Here is a 19,510-nt window from a genome sequence, read left to right as displayed (position 1 = left end):
GCCGCGGGCGACCGGTCCCGTCCCAGCTTGACGACGGCGGCGCCGCCGCCTTTGCTGCCGCGGGTGCGTCGGACGGTCACGCCCCGATGCCGGCTCCGCGAGATGCGACGCAGGATGCGATGCAACCGGAGCCCATCCCTGGCTCGTTAGCCGGGGCAGGCGACGAAGAGGAGCGTATGAGCGACACCGATAGCCACGCCGCGGCGGAGCCCCGCGAGGTCGAGCTGAAGCTCGACTGCGCCGGGCCGGATCTGACGGCGCTCGCGTCCCATCCCCGGTTGAAGGACGCGTCGGCGACCGAGCCCGAATCCCTGGTGACGACCTACTACGACACGCCCGATCGCGCGCTCCGGAAGAACGGCCTGACCCTGCGCGTCCGCGCCAAGGGCGACCGCCATATCCAGACCGTGAAGGCCGGGAGCGGCGGCGTTGGCCTGTTCGACCGGGCCGAGTGGGAGAGCGAGATCGCCGGGCAGGCGCCGGAGCCCGCGGCCTGGGCCGACACGGCCGCCGGGCCGATCCTGCGCGAGGCCGACGCGCCGCTGGAGCGGCTGTTCGCCACCGTGGTGCAGCGCCGAGAGATCCCGGTCGCGCAGGGCGAGTCGCGCGTGCTCGTCACCCTCGACGAGGGCCATGTCGAGACCGACTCGGGCGTCGCGCCGCTCTGCGAGGTCGAGCTGGAACTCCAGTCCGGCGATCCGGCCGACCTGTTCGCGCTGGCGCGGGAGCTGGCCGAGACCGTGCCGCTGCGCCTCGGCGTGAAAGCCAAGAGCGCGGTCGGCTACGCGCTCCTCGACGGGATCGAGCCCGGCGTCGTGAAGGCCGAGGCGGTGGAACTGCCCGAGGGCGCGAGCGCCGGGGAGGTCTTCCGCCGGGTGGCGCGCGCCTGCCTGCGCCACATGCGCCTCAACGAGACCGCCTTCCTGGAAGGCGGCCGCCCGCCCGAGGCGCTCCACCAGATCCGCGTCTCCCTGCGCCGCCTGCGCTCGGCGCTGTCGCTGTTCGGGCCCATGCTGGAGAGCGATCCCCGGGCGGCCGGCTTCAACGACGAGATCAAGCGCGTCACCGAGCCCTTCGGCCACGCCCGCAACCTCGACGTATTCCTGAGCGACACGCTGCCGGATCTCGCGGAACAGCGCCCCGACGAGCCCGGCCTGGACGCCCTGCGCGCGCGCGCCGAGGCGGAGCGCGCCACCGCGTACGACGCGGTCTCGGAGACCCTCGAGAGCCCGCAATGGCGCGCGCTCGTCATCGACTTCGCCGGCTGGGTCGAGGCGGGCTCCTGGGCCGCCGGCCCCGACGCGGCCGTCGACGGGCGCCACTTCGCCGCGCAGGTGCTCGACAAGGCGCGCGCGCGCCTCAAGAAGCGCGGGCGCGGCCTCCGGCACCTCGATCCGCACACGCGGCACCGGGCGCGGATCGCCGCCAAGAAGCTCCGCTACGGCGCGGAGTTCTTCGCCGGTCTCTACCGGAAGAAGAAGGCGGTCCGCCGGCAGGAGAAGTTCGGCGCCGCGCTCTCCGACCTGCAGGACCATCTCGGCGCGCTCAACGATCTGGAGACGGCCCGGGCGATGACCGAGAGCCTGTCGGGACCGCCGATGCCGGGTTCCGACGATCCGGGGGCACAGAAATTGCTCGACGAGGCCGCGGACGCACGGTCCGAGCTCCTCGACGTCAAGCCCTTCTGGCGCTGAGGCTTCTCGCGCCGCCGGCCCGGTCGGAACCCGGCCGGTGCGGCGGCGTTCGCCGGACGCGGATCGGCCCGTCCGGGGCAGGGAGCGCGGATGGCCCACGCCTACAGGTTCGGCATCGAGGAGGAGTTCTTCCTGGCCGATGCGCGCACGCGCGGCACGCCGCGGGCCGGCCTCCGGGCCTTCCATGCCGCCGTGCGGGCCCGCCTCGACGACGCCGAGCGCGAGCAGCTCCAGTGCCAGGTTGAGGTGGCCTCGCCGCCGACCGCCGATCTCGCCGAGGCACGGGGGCATCTCGCGGATCTGCGCGGCAGCCTCGCGGAGATCGGCGCCGAGCGCGGGATCCTGACCTTCGCCGCGGGCACGCATCCGATCGCCCGGTGGCGTGACCAGCGCCCCACCGACAAGGCCCGATACCACGGGATCATGGCCGACCTCCGGATGCTCGGCCGGCGCAACCTCGTCTGCGGCCTTCACGTCCACGTGGAGGTCCCGGACCCCGAGGCGCGGGTCGGGCTGATCAACCGGCTGCTGCCCTACCTGCCGGTGCTGCTCGCGCTCTCCACCGGCTCGCCGTTCTGGCAGGGGCAACTGACCGGCCTCGCCGGCTACCGGATGCGCGCCTACGCCGAGCTGCCGCGCACGGGCGTGCCCGAGCTGTTCGCCGATGCCGACGACTACGCCCGCTACGTCGACGTGATGACCCGCTCGGGCGCCATCGCGGATGCCAGCTATCTCTGGTGGCACGTGCGCGCGTCGCTGAAATATCCGACCCTCGAACTGCGGGTCGCCGACAGCTGCACGCGCCTCGACGACGCGCTGTGCATCGCCGCGCTGTTCCGCTGCCTCGTGCGCCGGGTGGTCCGGGACAAGCGGCTCAATGCCGGCCTGACCGCCGCCTCCCGCGGCTTCGTCATGGAGAATCTCTGGCGGGCCGAGTGCGACGGCGTGCGCGCGACGCTCATCGACGAGGCGCAGGTCCGGACGGTGCCGGTCTCCGCGCTGGTCGAGACCCTTCTCGCCGACATCGCCGAGGATGCCGAGGCGCTGGGCTGCGCCGCCGCCTGCGGGCACGCGGCGCGGATCGTGGCGGAGGGGACCAGCGCCGACAGGCAGATGGGCGTGTTCGCGGCCGCGCGCCGGTCGGGCGCGCGGGAGCGCGCGGCTCTGTCGGCGGTGGTCGATCATCTCGCGGCGGAGACCGCCGCCGGCTCGAGGTCCGGGCCTGGGGGGCACCCGAACATCGCTCCGGCGGCGTGACGACGGGCGCGGAACCGGCTGAGGGGGGATCGTCGAGGCCGCGTTCCGTCGGCCGCGCTCGAGGACGCGGTCGGCCGTATGAGTCGCATGGCCATGTTGCCGAAGGATGTCTGGCCGCCGGTACCGCGCGCCTTTATGGCCGGTCGCGCGGCGACGGGTTCCCTCCGTGCCGTCCTCTGCTATCCCTCGCGTCCCAGCAGCCACCCCGACTCCGCGGCCGACCCTCCGGAATGAGCCTCCTGCGCGACCTCTTCGGCCATGTCGGCCGTACCGTGACGGCCTATGCCGGCGACAAGGCGTTGATGCTCGCGGCGGTCTCGGCCGCCGCCAACGTCATCGTGGCCGACGGCGAGGTCGCGGGCCCCGAATTCGACGCCGCCCTGCATGGCCTGAAGGCCGACCCGGTCCTGATGAAGGGCTACGACGCGCTCATGCTGGAGACGGAGCTCTACGAGGGCATCGCCCGGGCTCGCACCCGCCTCGGCCGGGCCGAGAACCTGCGCCACGTCGCGGCGGTCGCCGAGCGGCCCGCGGCCCAGCGCGAGAACGTCTTCCTGATCGCCGCGGACGTCGCCGACCAGGACGGGATCAGCAACATCGAGGCGGGCGCTCTCGGCGAGATCGCCGTCGCCCTCCGGGTCGACGCGATCGCGCTCCTGCGCGCCAACCCGGTGCGGCGCCCGCTGGCCTGACCGGCCCGGTTGGCACCGCGGTTGCTCTCGGGTGCGCGTGGTGGGAGCGCTGCGAAGTCGGCCGCGCCCGCCTATAACGTCAGCGTCGCACGGCGATCCGCCGTGAAAGGAACCGGCATGGCCGAGATGAGCCTCAGCAAGACCCACAACCTGCGCGCCGACGGAGCGCGCCTCTGGGCGACGATCCTGGAGACCGCGCAATTCGGCGGCACGCCGGCCGGCGGCATCAACCGCCTGACGCTCTCGGCCGAGGACGGCCAGGTCCGCGACTGGTTCCGGGAGGCCTGCGAGGCGGCCGGGCTCACCGTGTCGGTCGACGCGCTCGGCACGCAGTACGCCCTGCGGCCGGGCCGCGACATGGGCCGCAAGCCGATCGCCTTCGGCTCGCACCTCGACACCCAGCCGACCGGCGGCAAGTTCGACGGGGTCCTCGGCGTGCTGGCGGGGCTCGAGGTGATGCGCAGCCTGAACGATGCCGGCATCGAGACCGAGGCGCCGCTCCTCGTGGTCAACTGGACCAACGAGGAGGGCTCGCGCTTCGCCCCCGCCATGATGGCCTCGGCGGCCTACGCGGGCGACTTCACCACGGACGAGATCCTGGCCAAGCGCGACGCCGCCGGCACCACGGTGGCGGAGGCCCTCGACGCCATCGGCTACCGCGGGGTGGAGGCCGTCGGCACGCGGGAGATCGGCGCCTTCGTCGAACTGCACATCGAGCAGGGGCCCATCCTGGAGGCCGAGGGCAAGACCATCGGCGTGGTCGAGGGCGGCCAGGGCATCATGTGGTTCGACGGCGTGATCACCGGCTTCGAGAGCCACGCCGGGACGACGCCGATGCCGCGCCGCCGCGACGCGCTGCTCGCGCTCTCGGAATTCGCCCTGGCCGCCGAGCGGATCGCGCTGGGCCACGCGCCCACCGCGGTGGCGACGATCGGCGAGGCCGCGATCCTGGCGCCCTCCCGCAACGTCGTGCCGGGCCGGGTCGCCTTCACGGTGGACGTGCGCGATCCGCGCTCCGAGACCCTCGACGCGATGGAGGCGGCGCTCGGCGAGGCGGCCGCCGAGATCGCGGCGCGGCGCCATCTGGAGATCGCGCTGACCCGGATCTGGCGGAAGGAGCCGGTGCCGTTCGACCCCGCGATCGTGGCGGCGATCGACGCGTCCGCCGAGAGCCTGGGGCATCCGCGCCGCCGGATCATCTCGGGCGCCGGCCACGACGCCTGCAACCTCGCCGCGAAGGTCCCGGCGGCGATGATCTTCGTGCCGTGCAAGGACGGCGTCAGCCACAACGAGTCGGAATCGGCCACGCAGGCCGACTGCGCCGCCGGCGCCGACGTCCTGCTGCAGACGGTGCTCCGCCTCGCCAACGCGCCGCGCGCCTGAGGCTTCCCGCCGGGACGGCGCCCGTCGTCCCGGCGCCGGGCGCGCCGCACCGCCCGCGCGGAGGTGTACCGCGGCGGAAAATCCCGTAAGGACCGCTCCATGAGCGCGCGATCCTACCGCGACGCCAGGGGCCGGCCGCTCGTCGCGGTCACCGGCATCGGCGTCGTCTCCTCCCTCGGTCAGGGACAGGCCGACACGTGGGCGGCCATGACCGAGGGCCGGTCGGGCATCCACGCGATCGCGCGGTTCCCGACCGACACGCTGCGCACCCGCATCGCCGGGACGGTGGACTTCCTCGACACCGATCCGCTCGTCGCGCCGCTCCTGTCCGAGCGGTTCGCCGCCGTCGCCGCCGAGGAGGCGGTGGCGCAGGCCGGGATCGGCGCCAGGGGCGATTTCCCGGGCGCCCTGTTCATCGCGGTCCCGCCGGTCGAGATGGAGTGGCCGCAGCGGCAGGCCCTGGCCGAGGCCGCGGGCGGCGACGGCCCGGTCGACTACGCCGGCCTCCTGCGGGCGGCGGCGACGCGCCGCTTCGATCCCTGGCACGACCTGTTCATCTTCGGCACGGTCGCCGATCGCATCGCTGACCGCTTCGGCACGAAGGGCTCGCCGATCTCGCTCTCGACCGCCTGCTCGTCGGGGGCCACGGCGATCCAGCTCGGCGTCGAGGCGATCCGGCGCGGCGAGACCGCGGCGGCGCTCTGCATCGGCACGGACGGCTCGGTGAACCCGGAATCGCTGATCCGCTTCTCGCTGCTCTCGGCGCTCTCGACCCGCAACGACGAGCCCGCGACCGCCTCGAAGCCGTTCTCGAAGGACCGGGACGGGTTCGTCATGGGCGAGGGCGCGGCCGCCCTGGTGCTGGAGGACGCCGAGGTCGCCGTCGCGCGCGGCGCCGCGATCCTCGGCTACGTCCTCGGCTGCGGCGAGAAGGGCGACGGCTTCCACCGCACCCGGTCCAGCCCCGACGGCGCGCCGATCATCGCGGCGATCCGGGCGAGCCTGGACGATGCCGGTGTGGCGGCCGAGGCGATCGACACGGTGAACGCGCACGGCACCTCGACGCCGGAGAACGACAAGATGGAGGCCCTGGGCCTCGCGGCCGTGTTCGGCGACCGCGCGGCCGCCCTGCCGGTCACCTCCAACAAGTCGATGATCGGCCACACCCTCACGGCGGCCGGCGCCATCGAGGCGGCGGTCTCGCTGCTGACCATCCGCCACGGCCGCATCCCGCCGACCATCAACCACCGCGTGCCGGACCCGACCATCGCCCTCGACATCGTGGAGACCGCCCGCGATCTGCCGGTGCGGACCGTGCTGTCGAACTCGTTCGGCTTCGGCGGCCAGAACACCTGCCTGGTCCTCGGCGCGGAGCCCGCGTGAGCGCCGCCGACACCCCGCGCCGGGTCCTCGTGACCGGCGGCGCGTCCGGCATCGGCGCCGCGATCGTCCGCGCGCTGGCGGGATCCGGCCTCGGCGTCGACTTCACCTACCGCGCCTCGGCCGAGGCCGCGCAGGCGCTGCTGGCCGAGCTGCGGACGACCTACCCGGACCGGTCCTTCGCGGCCCATCCCGTCGACCTCGCCGACCGGGCCGCGCTGGACACCTTCTGCGAGACCGCCGAGGCCGCGGGCTATTACGGCCTCGTCCACAATGCCGGCCAGTCCTGCGACGCCCTCGCGGCGATGCTCGATCAGGAGCGGGCCGAGGCCGCCATGCAGGTCAACTTCTTCTCGCTGACGCGCCTCGCCAAGGCGCTGGTGCGGGAGATGACCCGGGCGCGCGCGGGCCGCATCGTGGCGGTCGGCTCCGTGGCCGCCCTGCGGGCCAATGCCGGCAACGCCGCCTACGCGGCGACCAAGGGCGCGCTCATCGCCTATTGCCGCACCCTGGCGATCGAGACCGCCAAGCGCGGCGTGACCGTCAACGTCATCGCCCCGGGCTTCGTCGACACCGCCATGATGGAGCGCTACGCCGCCTACCGCGACGGGATGGAGCGCCAGATTCCCGCCGGCCGCTTCGGGCGGCCCGAGGATGTCGCGGCGCTGGCGGCCTTCCTGATGGGCGAGGGGGCATCCTACATCACCGGGACCGTGCTGCCCGTCGATGGCGGCCTGACCGCCATGATGGGTGTCCACCGGACCTGACGGTGGCGCCGCCGAACCGGACGATTCTGCCGATGCGCGCCAGCCTCGCCCTCACCGCCGCCCTCTGCGGCGCGGCTCTCCTGGCCCCGGGCGACGCCCGGGCGGAGCCGCAGGTCTACCGAATTTCCGGCCTGCCGCCGGGCGAGCCGCTCAGCATCCGCGCCGAGCCGGACCCGTCCGCCGAGCAGATCGGTGAGATCCGCAGCCGCGCCCTGGTCTTCGGCTGCACCAACGACACGCCGAGCCGCACCACGTGGTGCCGGGTGAAGGCCGGACGCGCCCTCGGATGGGCGCGGCGGCGCTACCTGGCGCCGGAGTGACGAGAGACACGATGCGAGCCCTCCAACTGTTCGGCGACCGCGACCTGCGCCTCACCGAGATCGAGCCGCCGCCCGCGCCCGGCGCCGGCGAGGTCCGGATCCGCATCCGCGCGGTCGGCCTCAACTTCATCGACGTCTGGGGCTTCCGCGGCATGGCCTTCGCCAAGCGGAAGATGCCGCTGATCGTCGGCGCGGAGGCGGCCGGGATCGTCGAGTCGGTCGGGGCGGGCGTCACCGGCCTCGTCGCGGGCGACCGGGTCGTGCCGTACGGCGCCATGACCTGCGGCAAGTGCAAGGCCTGCCGCGAGGGGCGCGACAACCTCTGCGAGGACGTGTCCGGCGTGATGGGCTTCCATCTCGACGGCTTCGCCCGGGAGTTGGTGACCATGCCGGCCCGCCTCGTCGTGAAGGTGCCGGACGGCGTCAGCGACACCGACGCCGCCTGTGCGGGCATCGCCTTCGGCACGGTCCAGCACATGCTGTTCGACAACGCGCGCCTTGAGCCCGGCGAGAGCGTGTTGGTCCATGCCGGCGGCTCCGGGATCGGGACCGCGGCGATCCGCATGGCCAAGGCGATCGGCTGCACCGTCTACACGACGGTCGGCGACGACGAGAAGGGTCGCAAGGCCGCCGAGCTCGGCGCCGACCACGTCATCAACTACCGCACCGAGCGCTTCGAGGGCGAGGTCCGCCGGCTCACGAAGCGCAAGGGCGTCGACGTGGTGTTCGAGCATGTCGGCGCCGATACCTGGAACGGCTCCCTGCTCTGCCTGAAGCGCGGCGGCCGACTCGTGACCTGCGGATCGACCTCGGGCGTCTCGGCGACCATGAACCTGATGCAGCTGTTCCAGCAGCAGTACCGCATCACCGGCTCGTTCGGCTGCTCGCTCGCGAATATCGGGCAGGCCCTCGCCAAGATGGAAGCGGGCATTCGACCGGTGGTGGATACCGTGTACCCGCTGGCGGATTTCGCGCAGGGTCTGGAGCGCCTCGAATCGCGCCGGGTGTTCGGCAAGATCCTCGTCAGCCTGTAGCGCCGGCAGCGGCGCACCCGCCCGGCGCCGCACCGTCACCGGGTGCGGCGATCCGCATTTCGCGCTGCGGGAGACTTGTCGTAAACGTCGCTGTACGGGTGCGCTGGGGGGCCGCCCGTACCGTTCTCTGGAATCGACTGTGCTGCGTCTCGCCCTCCTGCTCAAACGGTCGTACCCGCGCCTCGCGGGCTTCGCGATGATCCCGGTGATCCGCGCCCTGGTGCTGCTGGCCCGGATCCTCGGGCCGGTCCGGTCCACGGCACTCGGCGCCGCGCTCCTGCGAACCCTCGGACCGCTCCTGCCGGCGCACCGCACGGCGATGGCGAACCTCCGGGCGGCCTTCCCCGACATGTCGGAGGCGGAGCGGAAGCGGATCGCCCTGGAGGCCTGGGACAATCTCGGCCGGACGGGGGCCGAGTACGCCCATCTCGACAGCCTGTTCGATTACGATCCCGCCGCCACCGGCGACTTGCGGACGGAGGTCGCCGGGATCGAGCACTTCTACGCCCTGCGCGACGATGGCCGGCCCGGTCTGATCTTCTCGGCGCATCTGGCGAACTGGGAATTGCCGGCGATCTGCGCGGCCCGTTTCGGCCTGGACGCCACCGCGGTGTTCCGGCCGCCGAACAACCCCGCCGCCGCGCGCCTCGTCCAGGAGGTCCGCCGCCGGACGATGGGCGGGCTCGCCGCCTCCACGCCGGGCGCCGTCTTCGCCATGCGCGACGTGGTCGAGACCGGCGGCCACCTGGGTCAACTGATCGACCAGCACTTCACCCGCGGCGTCGTGGTGGAGTTCCTCGGCCGGCCATGCCTCGCCAACCCCCTCTTGGCCAAGCTCGCCCGCCACTACGACTGCCCGGTGCACGGCGTGCGCGTCGTGCGCCTGCCGGAGGGCCGCTTCCGCCTCGAGCTGACGCCGCCCCTGGACCTGCCCAGGGCGGCCGACGGGACCATCGACGTCGCCGGCGCCATGCAGGCGATGACGGCCGTGGTCGAGGGCTGGGTGCGGGAGAACCCCGGCCAGTGGCTGTGGATGCATCGCCGCTGGCGGCCCGACATGCTGCCCAAGCCGAGAGTGGCGCCGGCGCCACTTCAACCGACAGTAGAGATCTCTCAAGCCAACGTGATTTCACCTTCGGCCTCGCAGACGGTCTGATGGATCGATGACGCCCCGGCACCGCGCCCCGACCCGCGACCGCCGCGCGCTGCGCGCCGCGCTGCTTGCCTGCGCGACGCTGGCCGCGATGCCGGCGCGGGCCGAGCCCGTCCGCGCCGTGGTCGAGCTCTTCACCAGCCAGGGCTGCGGCGCCTGCCGCTCCGCCGACCCGGTCCTGCGCGACCTCGCCCACAAGCCCGGCGTCATCGCCCTGACCCTGCCGGTGACCTACTGGGACTATCTCGGCTGGAAGGACACGCTCGCGCTGCGGCCGCTGACCGAGCGCCAGCGCGCCTACGCGCGGGGCCGCGGGGCCCGACAGGTGTTCACGCCCCAGGTCGTGGTCGACGGCAACGGCTTCGCCGTCGGGTCCGACCGGCCGGCCCTGGAGCGCCTGATCCGCGATGCCTGCCAGCACGGCGGGCTGCCGGTGCCGGTGCGCGGGGAGACCAACGGCGACCGGATCCTAGTGGAGGTCGGGGCGGCCCCGGAGGCCAAGACCGAGATCCGCGGCGACGTCTGGCTGGTGCCCGTGCTCCGCAGCCGCGCCATCGCGATCCAGTCCGGGGAGAACGGCGGCCGGACGGCGACCTACGTCAACGTCGTCCGAGGCATGCAGCGGCTCGGTCCCTGGACGGGCCAGCCGACCCGCTTCGAGGTGCCCGACACCCAGGCCCGCGTCGCCGACGCGGACAGCTGGGTCGTCCTGCTCCAGGGCGCGGCCGACGGCAAGCCGGGCCGCATCTTCGGGGCCGCCAAGGGACCGGGGCTCTAGGCGCGGGGTCGCGCGCTGCTACTCCAGCGAGATCGGGTCGATCTGCCGGCGGCCCTCGCGCCGGTGGCGCGCCCGGGACGCGTCGGCGAGCGACGACAGGCGAGCGTCGAGGCGCTCGGACAGGCGGCCCACCAGCCCGATCAGCCCGTCGATCATCCGGCTGACGCCTGCGACCGTCCCGGTCACGGCTCCGACGATCCCGTTCTCGATGGCACGACCGATTCGGCGAACACGCTGCATGACGACTGTCTCTGGGTGGGCGGCGCCGGCGGCGCCCCGATCCGCGGCAGGTAGGGCGGCCGCTCCGGCCCGTGATGCGGCCGAAAGCGGCGCGGGTCCGCGCCGCGGGAGCGGAACCTTCGCGCGTCGCGGCCGGAGCGCTCGAACCGGCGGGTCGGCAGGCTCGTTGCATGGGTGAGCGGCCCGCCGTCCCGCGCGGGCGCCCGAGATCGAGGGTCGGCCATGCGGCGACGCCCGTTCCTGTCCGGGATGTTCGCCGCCCTGTCGCTGGCCGGCCGCCCCGCCCGCGCCGCGGATACGGGCGTCGACCTCCTCCTCGTCCTCGCGGTGGACGTGTCGCTCAGCATCAGCGAGGCCCGGTTCGACCTCGAGCGCCGCGGCTACGCCGAGGCCTTCGGCGACCCGCGCGTGCTGCGCGCCATCGGCGACGGCTTGACCGGGCGCATCGGCGTCGCCCTGTTCGACTGGGCCGGACCCGGCGAGCAGCAGGTCGCGGTCGACTGGATGGTGATCGCCTCGGCGCAGGACGCGGCCGCCTTCGCGGCGCGCCTCCGCGCGGTGCCGCGGCCGTTCTACGGACGCACCGCCATCGGGTCCGCGATCGGTTTCGCCGCCGACCTTCTGGCCCGCGCGCCGTTCCGCGCCGAGCGCCGGGTGATCGACATCTCCGGTGACGGCACCGGCAATGCCGGGCGGCCCATCGCCGAGGCCCGGGACGCCGCCGTGGCGGCCGGCATCACGGTGAACGGCATCGTCATCCTCACCGAACCCGAGGGGATGCCGGCCTTCCTGAAAGAGCATACCAATCCGGCGGGCGGCCTGGCCGCGTATTACCGGAGCGTCGTGATCGGCGGGGAGGGCGCCTTCGTGATGACCGCCGAGAGCTTCGCGGCCTTCGGACGCTCGCTCATCGCGAAGCTCGTGCGCGAGATCTCCTGACCGTCACCCGGATCCCAGAGGACCGACCATCGATGCGCCTTGCCGTCCTCCAGTTCACGCACGAGACCGTCACGTTCCTGCCGAACGACACGACCCGGGACGACTTCATCTATCCCGGCTCACCGGCCGCCGGGGCCGCGCTGCTCGCCACCGATCCCAAGGGCTACATGGGCGGCTTCGTGCAGGTGGCGCGGGAGTACGACGGCGTCGAGCTCGTGGGGATCACCTCGCCGCTCTGGCCGCGCACCGGCACCGCCTCGGGCTGGATCACCGCCGACGCCTACGCGCATTTCCTCGGGCAGATGGTGGCGGAGCTGCGGGCGCAGGGCCCGTTCGACGGGGTCTATCTCGCCCTGCACGGCGCGATGGCGGTGCGCGGCGTCCCCAGGCCGGAGGCCGACATCGCCCGCCAGGTGCGCGCCGCGGTGGGCGAGGGGTCGATCCTGGTCGGGACCTTCGACCTGCACGGCAACGAGGACGCCGCCTTCCTCGACCACGCCGACATGGCTTTCGCGGTGAAGTACTTCCCGCATTACGACGGCCACCTGCAGGGGCAGCGGGCCGCCCGGATGCTGGTGCGCGCCGTGCGCGGCGACTTCCGGCCGGCGCACCGGACCCTCAAGGTGCCGATCCTCTCGCCGACCGTCGTGCAGTGGACCGGCGCCGCACCGTGGTCCGACCTCGTGCAGCGGGCCCTCGTCTGGGAGGCGCGCGAGCCGGACGTGTACGTGAACGTCTTCTTCGGCTTCCCGTGGGGCGACGCCCCGGACGGCGGGATGACCGTGCAGGCGATCACCGACGACGACCCGGCCCTCGCCGAGCGGGTGGCGCGGGATGTCGCGGATTTCGCGTGGCGGCAGCGGCGCGCGCTGCTCGAGGCGACGCGGATCCACACGATCGCCGACGGCGTGCGCCTCGCCCGGGCGGCGGTGGCGGAGGGCGCCGCCCCGGTGGTCCTCGCTGACCACAGCGACCGGTCGGGCCGGGCGACCTGGCTGCTGCGCGAGATCCTCCGGCAGTGCCTCGCCCGCACCCTGGTCGCCACGGTGGCGTCCCCCGACATCGCGGCGGGGTCCCTCGCGGCCGGCGACCCGTTCGACGCGCCGGTCGGCGGTGGCGGCGACCCGTCCGCGGGCGACCCGGTGCGCATCACCGGGACCGTGCTGCGCGTCGTCGCCGCGCCGGAGCCCGGCGTCGCCGGCAGCGGCGGCGGAGGCACCTGGATCTGCGTCGCGTTCGGGGCCGGCAACGTCCTCGTGCTGAGCCCGCAGCTCGCGCAGATCGTCGAGCCCGACGAGCTGTGGCGGCTCGGCCTGGACCCGGCGGATTTCGACGTCGTGGCGATCAAGTCGCGGGTGCATTTCCGGCGCGGCTTCGACGACAGCGGCTACGCCCGCACGATCCTGCTGGTGGAGCCGCCGGAGCCGTTCCTCGGCACGGTGCGCCTCGATCACCTCGCCTACGCGCAGATGCGGGCCGCCGACTTCTTCCCCTACGGCGACCCGCCCGGGCCCGTCCCGTCCGACCCGTGACCGGTCCGGCGGGGACGACAGGTGGCGGCCGCCGTCACCCGCCGGTGCTCGCCCCGCACGTGCGAGGGCGCTAGGTTCATCCCGTACGCGCTCGGTGAGGCGCGGCGAGGGAGAGACGGGATGCGGATTCCGGCCGACAGGCTGACCGCCTACGTGCGGGACATCTTCGTGCGCGAGGGCTGCGCCGAGCCGGAGGCCGAGCGCATCGGCCGCTTCCTCGTGGCGGCGAACCTCACCGGCCACGACAGCCACGGCGTCGTCCGCGTCACCCGCTACATCGAGTGGCTGCGCGCCGGCGAGGTCGAGGCCGGCCGCACGCCCGAGATCGTGACCGACGCGCCGAACTTCGCACTCGTCGACGCCCATTACGGGTTCGGGCAGACGGCCGGCCCCGTCGCCGTCGATCTCGGGATCGCCAAGGCGCGGGCGAACGGCGTCGCGATCATCGCCCTGCGGCATGCCGGGCATATCGGCCGGATCGGCGAGTGGGCCGAGCGGGCGGCGGCGGCGGGGCTCGTCTCGGTCCATTTCGTCAACGTGGCGGGGAGCCTCCTCGTGGCGCCGTTCGGCTCCGTGGAGCGCCGCTTCTCGACGGCGCCCTTCGCGGCCGGCTTCCCGGTTCCAGGAGGCGACCCGATCATCCTCGACTTCGCCACGTCGCTGGTCGCCGAGGGCAAGGTGCTCGTCGCCTCGAGGGGCGGCAAGCCGCTGCCCGAGGGCGCGCTGATCGAGCCCGACGGCCGCCTCAGCGCCGACCCGGCGACCCTGTTCGGCCCGCTGGAGGGCGTCGAGCGCGACAACCAGCGCGGGGCGGGTGCGATCCGGGCCTTCGGCGAGCACAAGGGCTCCGGCCTCGCGCTGATGTGCGAGCTATTGGCCGGCGCGCTCACCGGCTCGGGCACGGCCGGTCCCGGGCAGCGGCGGATCTGCAACGGCATGCTGTCGATCTACGTCACGCCGTCGGCCCTCGGCACCGAGGACGCCCTCGCCGCCGAGACGCGGGCCTATCTCGAGTTCTTCAAGAGCGCCAAGCCGATGCCGGGTGCCGAGGTCCTGCTGCCCGGCGAGCCGGAGCGGCGGATGCGCGCCGAGCGCCTCGCCGAGGGCGTGCCGCTGCCCGAACCCGTCTGGGAGACCCTTCTCGCCGCCGGCCGGCCGCACGGCCTCGACGGCAACGCCTATCGCACCTGAGCCGGGAACGACCCGGCACGACACCACGCTCGGCGGCGACCCCCGGCCTCAACGGGGGCGCCGCACGGACCGGGGACGCCATACCCGGAAGACGGGAGGAGCCCACGATGCCTCGCTTGCGCTGGCTCATGATCGGCCTCTGCATGGCCGCCAACGCCATCAACTACATCGACCGCGCCAACCTCGCGGTCGCCGCGCCATCCATGACCAAGGAACTCGGGCTCGACGCCACCGACATGGGCCTGATCCTGTCGGGCTTCTTCTGGACCTACGCGATCATGCAGCTGCCCTTCGGCTACGTGGCCGACCGGGTCGGCGCGCGGCTCTCCCTCGTCGTCGCGGTGGTCTGGTGGTCGGCCTGCACGGCGCTGACCGCGGTCGGACGGGGGTTCCTGTCCCTGCTCGGCCTGCGCATGCTGCTCGGTATCGGTGAGGCCGGGGCCTACCCGTCCTTCGCCAAGGTCGCGGCCTCGTGGTTCCCGCGCAGCGAGCGCAGCTTCGCCAGCAGCATCTTCGACAGCGGCTCCCGGGTGGGCTCCGCCCTGGCGATCCCGCTGGTCTCCTGGGTCATCGCGACGCTGGGCTGGCGGGAATCCTTCGTCGTCACCGGCGTGCTGGGCTTCGTCTGGGCGGTGTTCTGGATGTGGCTCTACCGCGAGCCCGAGAACCACCCGAAGGTGTCGCCGGAGGAGCTCGCCCGGCTCCGGGCCGCGCAGGAGCGGCCGAAGACCATCGACGCGGCGGACGCCCAGAACCAGGTGCCGTGGCTGTCGCTGTTCCGCTACCGCACGGTCTGGGGGATGATGGCCGGCTTCTTCTGCCTCAACTTCGTGATCTACTTCTTCATCACGTGGTTCCCGACCTATCTGGTCAAGGCGCGGGGCTTCTCCCTGGCGGAGCTCGGCACGCTCGGCAGCCTGCCCGCCCTGGCGTCGATCCCCGCGGGCTGGCTCGGCGGCTTCGCGTCGGACGCGCTCTACCGCCGTGGCTGGAGCCTCACCGCCGCCCGCAAGACCTGCCTCGTCGGCGGCATGCTAATGTCGTCGGTGATCACCCTGTCGATCATCGCGCCCAACATCTACGTGGCGCTGCTGTGCTTCGCGGTCGCCTACGGCAGCCTCGCCTTCACGGCGGCCTCGATTTGGGCGCTACCCGGCGACGTGGCGCCGACCCCGGCCCACGTGGCCTCGATCGGCGGCATCCAGAACTTCGCGTCGAACGTCGCCGGGATCGTGACGACGACCTTCACCGGCGTCATGCTGACGGTCACCCAGGGCTCGTTCGTGATCCCCCTGATCGTGGCCGGCGGGTTCTGCCTGCTGGGCGCCTTCATCTACCTGTTCGTGGTCGGCGAGATCGCGCCGCTGCCGGTCCGCGACGCTCGCGCCCCGGCCCTGCGCCCCGAAGCGGCGCGGTGACGGCGCGGTGACGGCGACCGGCGCGACGGCATCCGAGGAGAGACCGATGTCCACGTATCCCGTGATCACCCTCCGCCCCGCCGACGGCGTGGCCGTGGCCCGCGGCGCCATCGAGCCGGGAACGCCGGTCGCCGACGGCGTCGCGGCGGCGGAGCGGATCCCGGCCGGCCACAAGGTCGCGGTCCGGGCCCACCGGAGCGGCGAGCCGGTGACCAAGTACGGGCAGATCATCGGCTTCGCCAAGGCGGACATCGCGGCCGGCCGCCACGTCCACGTCCACAATCTCGGGATGGGCGAGTTCGCCCGGGACTACGCGTTCGGGGTCGATGCGAGGCCGACCCAGCTGGTGACGCCGCCCGCGACCTTCCAGGGCATCCGCCGCCCCGACGGGCGCGTGGCGACGCGCAACTACGTCGGCATCCTCACCTCGGTGAATTGCAGCGCGCACGTCGCCGACCTGATCGCCGACGCGTTCCGGCGGCACCCGATCCTCGGCCTCGAGCCGCTCGCCCCCTATCCCAACGTCGACGGTGTCGTGGCGCTGACCCACAAGACCGGCTGCGGCATGGCGATGGGCGAGCCGCTCCGGCTCCTGCGGCGGACGCTCGCGGGCTACGCGCGGCACGTCAACTTCTCCCACATCGTCATGATCGGGCTCGGCTGCGAGGTGAACCAGATCGGCGCCTTCCTGGAGGAGCAGGGGCTCGGCGGCCGGATCCGCAGCATGAACATCCAGAGCCTCGGCGGCACCCGGAAGACCGTCGAGGCCGGGATCGAGTTCGTGACCGGCATCCTGGCCGAAGCGAACGTGGTCCACCGCGAGCCGGTGCCGGCGAGCGAGCTGATCGTCGCCCTGCAGTGCGGCGGCTCGGACGGGTATTCCGGCGTGTCGGCCAACCCGGCGCTGGGGATCGCCAGCGACCTCGTGGTGCGGAACGGCGGCACGGTGATCCTGTCGGAGACCACCGAGACCTACGGCGCCGAGCACCTGTTCACCCGCCGCGCTATCAGCCCGGAGGTCGGCCAGAAGCTCGTCGACCTGATGCACTGGTGGGAGGAGTACACCCGCAAGGAGGGCTCGGAGATCGACGCGAACCCGTCGCCGGGCAACAAGGCCGGCGGCCTGACCACGATCCTGGAGAAGTCCCTCGGCGCCATGGCGAAGGCCGGCAGCACCAACTTGGTCGACGTGCTGCGCTACGCCGATCCCGTCACCGCCAAGGGCTTCGTCTTCATGGACACGCCCGGCTACGACCCGGTCTCGGCGACCGGGCAGGTCGCGGGCGGCGCGAACCTCGTCTGCTTCACCACCGGCCGCGGTAGCGTGTTCGGCTGCAAGCCGTCGCCTTCGATCAAGATCGCCACCAACTCGGCCATGTACCGTCGACTCGAGGAGGATATGGACGTCAATTGCGGCACGATCCTCGACGGCGCGGAGAGCGTGGAGCAGGCCGGCCACCGGATTTTCGACCTCATCCTGCGGGTCGCCGGCGGCGAGCGGACGAAGAGCGAGCAGTTCGATTTCGGCGCGTCGGAATTCGCCCCCTGGCAGATCGGCGCGACCGTGTGAGGGAGCGGGGCGCGCGCTCCGCCGTCATCGCGAGCGCAGCGCGGCGATCCGGGGAGGCGAAACTTCGGTGAGTGTGGCGCAGCCCTGGATTGCTTCGCTGCGCACGCAGAGACGGCCATTCCGACCGCCGTGCAGGCCTGGTCTCAGAGGTCGGTCCGGACCACGTGCGGGAAGCTCAGGATGAAGTCGGGGCCGAAGGCCGTGACCGGCGTGTGGAAGCCGGGCGCGACGGTGCCGGCAGCGACGCGGCGGGCCGCCTCCAAGGCGGTCCAGACGGTGAGCGTGTAGCCCTCGGGCGTCTCCATCCGGCTCGCCGCGCGGCGGCCGGCGCCGTCCCAGGCCTCCGCCAGGAAGGTGCTGCGGGCCTTCTCGCGCGCGGCGGCCGAAGGGCCCTCCGGCAGCCGGTCGATGCCGCGATTGATCAGGCGCTGCGCGGTGCCGCTCGCGATGATGCGGCGGATGCCGGCGGGCAGGCCGGCCGCCGCCGCCATGGCGGGGAAGGCCTCGAAGTAAACGTCTATGTTCGGGACGCCGGTCGAGTACCACGCGCTCGACACGTCGCCCCAGCCGAGCCCGACGGTCCGGCGCGGTCCCGTTCCGAAATCCGCGGTGGCGCGCGGCGGGCTCGGCAACTCTACGATGCGCCCGTCCCGGCGCACCCGCGTGCCCCAGGCGATGCCCTCCACCATGGTGCGGGCCGTGCCGCGGCTGAAGCCGCCGAACCCGCCGATGGAGATGCGCAGATGCGTCGCGCCGGGAACGCGGCCGGCCACGTGCGCGGCGAGGCAGTCGCTCGGCACCACGTCGAAGCCCGCCGCCGGCAGGAGGACGATGCCGACCGCCTTCGCGGCCGCATCCTTGGCCGCGAGGGCCTCCAGCACCGCGATCTCGCCGGTGATGTCGACGTAGTGCGCGCCGGCGGCGAGGCAGGCCTCGGCCATCGGCCGCGCCGTCCGCGAGAACGGGCCGGCCGCGTGGATCACCGCCGCCACGCCCGCGAGGGCGGATTGCAGGCCCGCGGCATCGTCGAGCCGCGCGGCCCGCATCTCGAGGTTCAGCCGGGCCGCCAGCGGCCGCAGCTTCTCGGGATCGCGCCCTGCCAGGATCGGGCGCAATCCCTGCCCGACGGCGTGCGCGGCCAGGAGCTGCCCGGTATAGCCGGTGGCGCCATAGATCAGGATCGCGGTCATCCCGGGGTTCTGACACCGCTTCCGCCGGTGTCAAAGCGCGCGCCGCGTCGCCGCCCCGGATGCTAGGGCTGCGCCGATCCGATCGTCCCGCGGCGGGGATCTGAAACCCTCCGTCCCCGCCCGAACAGGAGCCGAGGCACGATGTACGAGCGTAACCTCCCGCCGCGCGCGCGCCGCGCCAGCCGCAGGATCGCCTGCCTTGGCGCTGTCCTCCTGGGTCTGGCCGCGCCCGCCCGGGCCGGTGACGGGTCGGTGGTCCTGAAGGCGCCGTCCGACGCGAGCCCCGGCATCGCCGCCATGCCGCAGATCGCCGCGCCGGCCGACGAGGCCGAGCGTCGGATCAACGCGGCGCTGAAGCGCCTCGACGCGCGGGCCCTGCAGGCCGAGCAGGCGTGCAAGGATCAGGGCGGGAAGAACAGCTCCTGGGAGCGCACCGTCCAGGCCCCGATGCGCGGCCCGCGCTTCCTGAGCTTCGTCATCTTCGACAGCGGGTTCTGCGGCGGCGCGCACCCGAACAGCGGCACGATGTCGATCGTCTACGATCTCACCACCGGCGCCCCGGTCGATTGGACGACCCTGCTGCCCAACTCCCTGACCGGCAAGCTCGCCCTGGCGGAGGGCCCGGGCGGGACCAAGATGGTGACGCTCGCGTCGAAGAGGCTGCACGCCCTCTACCTCGCGGGCTATCGCCCGAAGACGGGCGATCCGAAGGCGGACGACGCCGACAAGGAGTGCCGCGAGGCCGTCGCCGAGACCTATGACGGGCAGCCGCCGGCCATGATGGCGTGGCTCGACGCCAAGGCCGGTGGCCTCGCGGTGCAATTCGACCTCGCGCACGTCGTCCAGGCCTGTGCCGACCCGGTGGTGATTCCCGTGGCGACGCTGCGCCGGGAGGGCGCGCAGCCGCTCCTGGCCGTCGCGCTGGAATCCGCGCACGCGCAGGCCTCGAAGTGACGCGATCGGCCACAGCGT

The 19,510-nt window shown here is 73.3% G+C and carries 18 protein-coding genes; 16 read left to right on the top strand and 2 right to left on the bottom strand.

The window, feature by feature from the left end:
* Positions 1-176 precede the first annotated feature (176 nt).
* The 10 genes from ABIC30_RS16585 (at position 177) to ABIC30_RS16540 (ending at position 10,458) form a co-directional block, all read left to right on the top strand.
* Positions 177-1,694: a CYTH and CHAD domain-containing protein gene (locus ABIC30_RS16585; protein ID WP_020094592.1), complete on the top strand. Its 1,518-nt coding sequence runs from the start codon at positions 177-179 to the stop codon at positions 1,692-1,694.
* A gap of 90 nt (positions 1,695-1,784) precedes the next feature.
* Complete coding sequence (locus tag ABIC30_RS16580; protein WP_020094591.1) at positions 1,785-2,951, top strand: carboxylate-amine ligase; 1,167 nt, start codon at positions 1,785-1,787, stop codon at positions 2,949-2,951.
* 230 nt (positions 2,952-3,181) lie between these two features.
* Positions 3,182-3,643 carry a tellurite resistance TerB family protein gene (locus tag ABIC30_RS16575; protein WP_020094590.1) on the top strand — a complete coding sequence of 154 codons (462 nt, stop codon included), beginning with the start codon at positions 3,182-3,184 and terminating at the stop codon, positions 3,641-3,643.
* Positions 3,644-3,760: 117 nt separating this feature from the next.
* A complete protein-coding gene (locus ABIC30_RS16570) occupies positions 3,761-5,026 on the top strand; it encodes a Zn-dependent hydrolase (RefSeq protein ID WP_419511816.1) in 1,266 nt (421 codons plus the stop codon).
* Positions 5,027-5,125: 99 nt separating this feature from the next.
* Positions 5,126-6,409, top strand: coding sequence for a beta-ketoacyl-ACP synthase (locus ABIC30_RS16565; RefSeq protein WP_020094588.1), 1,284 nt, complete (start codon positions 5,126-5,128; stop codon positions 6,407-6,409).
* Positions 6,406-7,173, top strand: a complete 768-nt coding sequence (locus ABIC30_RS16560; RefSeq protein WP_020094587.1) for an SDR family oxidoreductase — start codon at positions 6,406-6,408, stop codon at positions 7,171-7,173. The genes ABIC30_RS16565 and ABIC30_RS16560 overlap by 4 nt, the downstream gene beginning before the upstream one ends.
* A gap of 32 nt (positions 7,174-7,205) precedes the next feature.
* Positions 7,206-7,493 carry an SH3 domain-containing protein gene (locus ABIC30_RS16555; protein WP_026605165.1) on the top strand — a complete coding sequence of 96 codons (288 nt, stop codon included), beginning with the start codon at positions 7,206-7,208 and terminating at the stop codon, positions 7,491-7,493.
* Positions 7,494-7,504: 11 nt separating this feature from the next.
* Positions 7,505-8,527: a zinc-binding dehydrogenase gene (locus tag ABIC30_RS16550; protein WP_020094585.1), complete on the top strand. Its 1,023-nt coding sequence runs from the start codon at positions 7,505-7,507 to the stop codon at positions 8,525-8,527.
* Positions 8,528-8,666: 139 nt separating this feature from the next.
* Positions 8,667-9,683, top strand: coding sequence for a lipid A biosynthesis lauroyl acyltransferase (locus tag ABIC30_RS16545; RefSeq protein WP_020094584.1), 1,017 nt, complete (start codon positions 8,667-8,669; stop codon positions 9,681-9,683).
* 7 nt (positions 9,684-9,690) lie between these two features.
* Positions 9,691-10,458: a DUF1223 domain-containing protein gene (locus ABIC30_RS16540; RefSeq protein WP_020094583.1), complete on the top strand. Its 768-nt coding sequence runs from the start codon at positions 9,691-9,693 to the stop codon at positions 10,456-10,458.
* An 18-nt stretch (positions 10,459-10,476) separates the two neighbouring features.
* Here the strand turns inward: ABIC30_RS16540 and ABIC30_RS16535 are convergent, their stop codons facing one another.
* Positions 10,477-10,698, bottom strand: coding sequence for a hypothetical protein (locus ABIC30_RS16535; protein ID WP_020094582.1), 222 nt, complete (start codon positions 10,696-10,698; stop codon positions 10,477-10,479).
* Positions 10,699-10,920: 222 nt separating this feature from the next.
* Between ABIC30_RS16535 and ABIC30_RS16530 the strand changes: the two genes are divergently transcribed.
* The 5 genes from ABIC30_RS16530 to ABIC30_RS16510 all read left to right on the top strand — a co-directional run bounded on the left by ABIC30_RS16530 (position 10,921) and on the right by ABIC30_RS16510 (position 17,348).
* Positions 10,921-11,637: a DUF1194 domain-containing protein gene (locus tag ABIC30_RS16530; protein WP_020094581.1), complete on the top strand. Its 717-nt coding sequence runs from the start codon at positions 10,921-10,923 to the stop codon at positions 11,635-11,637.
* A gap of 32 nt (positions 11,638-11,669) precedes the next feature.
* Entirely contained in the window at positions 11,670-13,169 is a 1,500-nt protein-coding gene (locus ABIC30_RS16525; protein ID WP_020094580.1) for a M81 family metallopeptidase, read from the top strand.
* A gap of 120 nt (positions 13,170-13,289) precedes the next feature.
* Positions 13,290-14,360, top strand: coding sequence for a malate/lactate/ureidoglycolate dehydrogenase (locus tag ABIC30_RS16520; protein ID WP_020094579.1), 1,071 nt, complete (start codon positions 13,290-13,292; stop codon positions 14,358-14,360).
* A 107-nt stretch (positions 14,361-14,467) separates the two neighbouring features.
* A complete protein-coding gene (locus tag ABIC30_RS16515; RefSeq protein WP_026605164.1) occupies positions 14,468-15,778 on the top strand; it encodes an MFS transporter in 1,311 nt (436 codons plus the stop codon).
* Positions 15,779-15,824: 46 nt separating this feature from the next.
* Entirely contained in the window at positions 15,825-17,348 is a 1,524-nt protein-coding gene (locus ABIC30_RS16510) for a UxaA family hydrolase (protein ID WP_020094577.1), read from the top strand.
* A gap of 143 nt (positions 17,349-17,491) precedes the next feature.
* Here ABIC30_RS16510 and ABIC30_RS16505 read toward each other — a convergent pair whose 3' ends face one another.
* Positions 17,492-18,538, bottom strand: coding sequence for a saccharopine dehydrogenase family protein (locus ABIC30_RS16505; protein ID WP_354455759.1), 1,047 nt, complete (start codon positions 18,536-18,538; stop codon positions 17,492-17,494).
* A 141-nt stretch (positions 18,539-18,679) separates the two neighbouring features.
* On the opposite strand from ABIC30_RS16505, the gene ABIC30_RS16500 reads away from it, so the two are divergent.
* Positions 18,680-19,492: a polysaccharide deacetylase family protein gene (locus tag ABIC30_RS16500; RefSeq protein ID WP_020094575.1), complete on the top strand. Its 813-nt coding sequence runs from the start codon at positions 18,680-18,682 to the stop codon at positions 19,490-19,492.
* Positions 19,493-19,510 lie beyond the last annotated feature (18 nt).

Source organism: Methylobacterium sp. 1030 (genome assembly GCF_040544715.1).
Lineage (GTDB): Bacteria > Pseudomonadota > Alphaproteobacteria > Rhizobiales > Beijerinckiaceae > Methylobacterium.
This window is presented reverse-complemented; position numbering and strand designations above follow the sequence as displayed.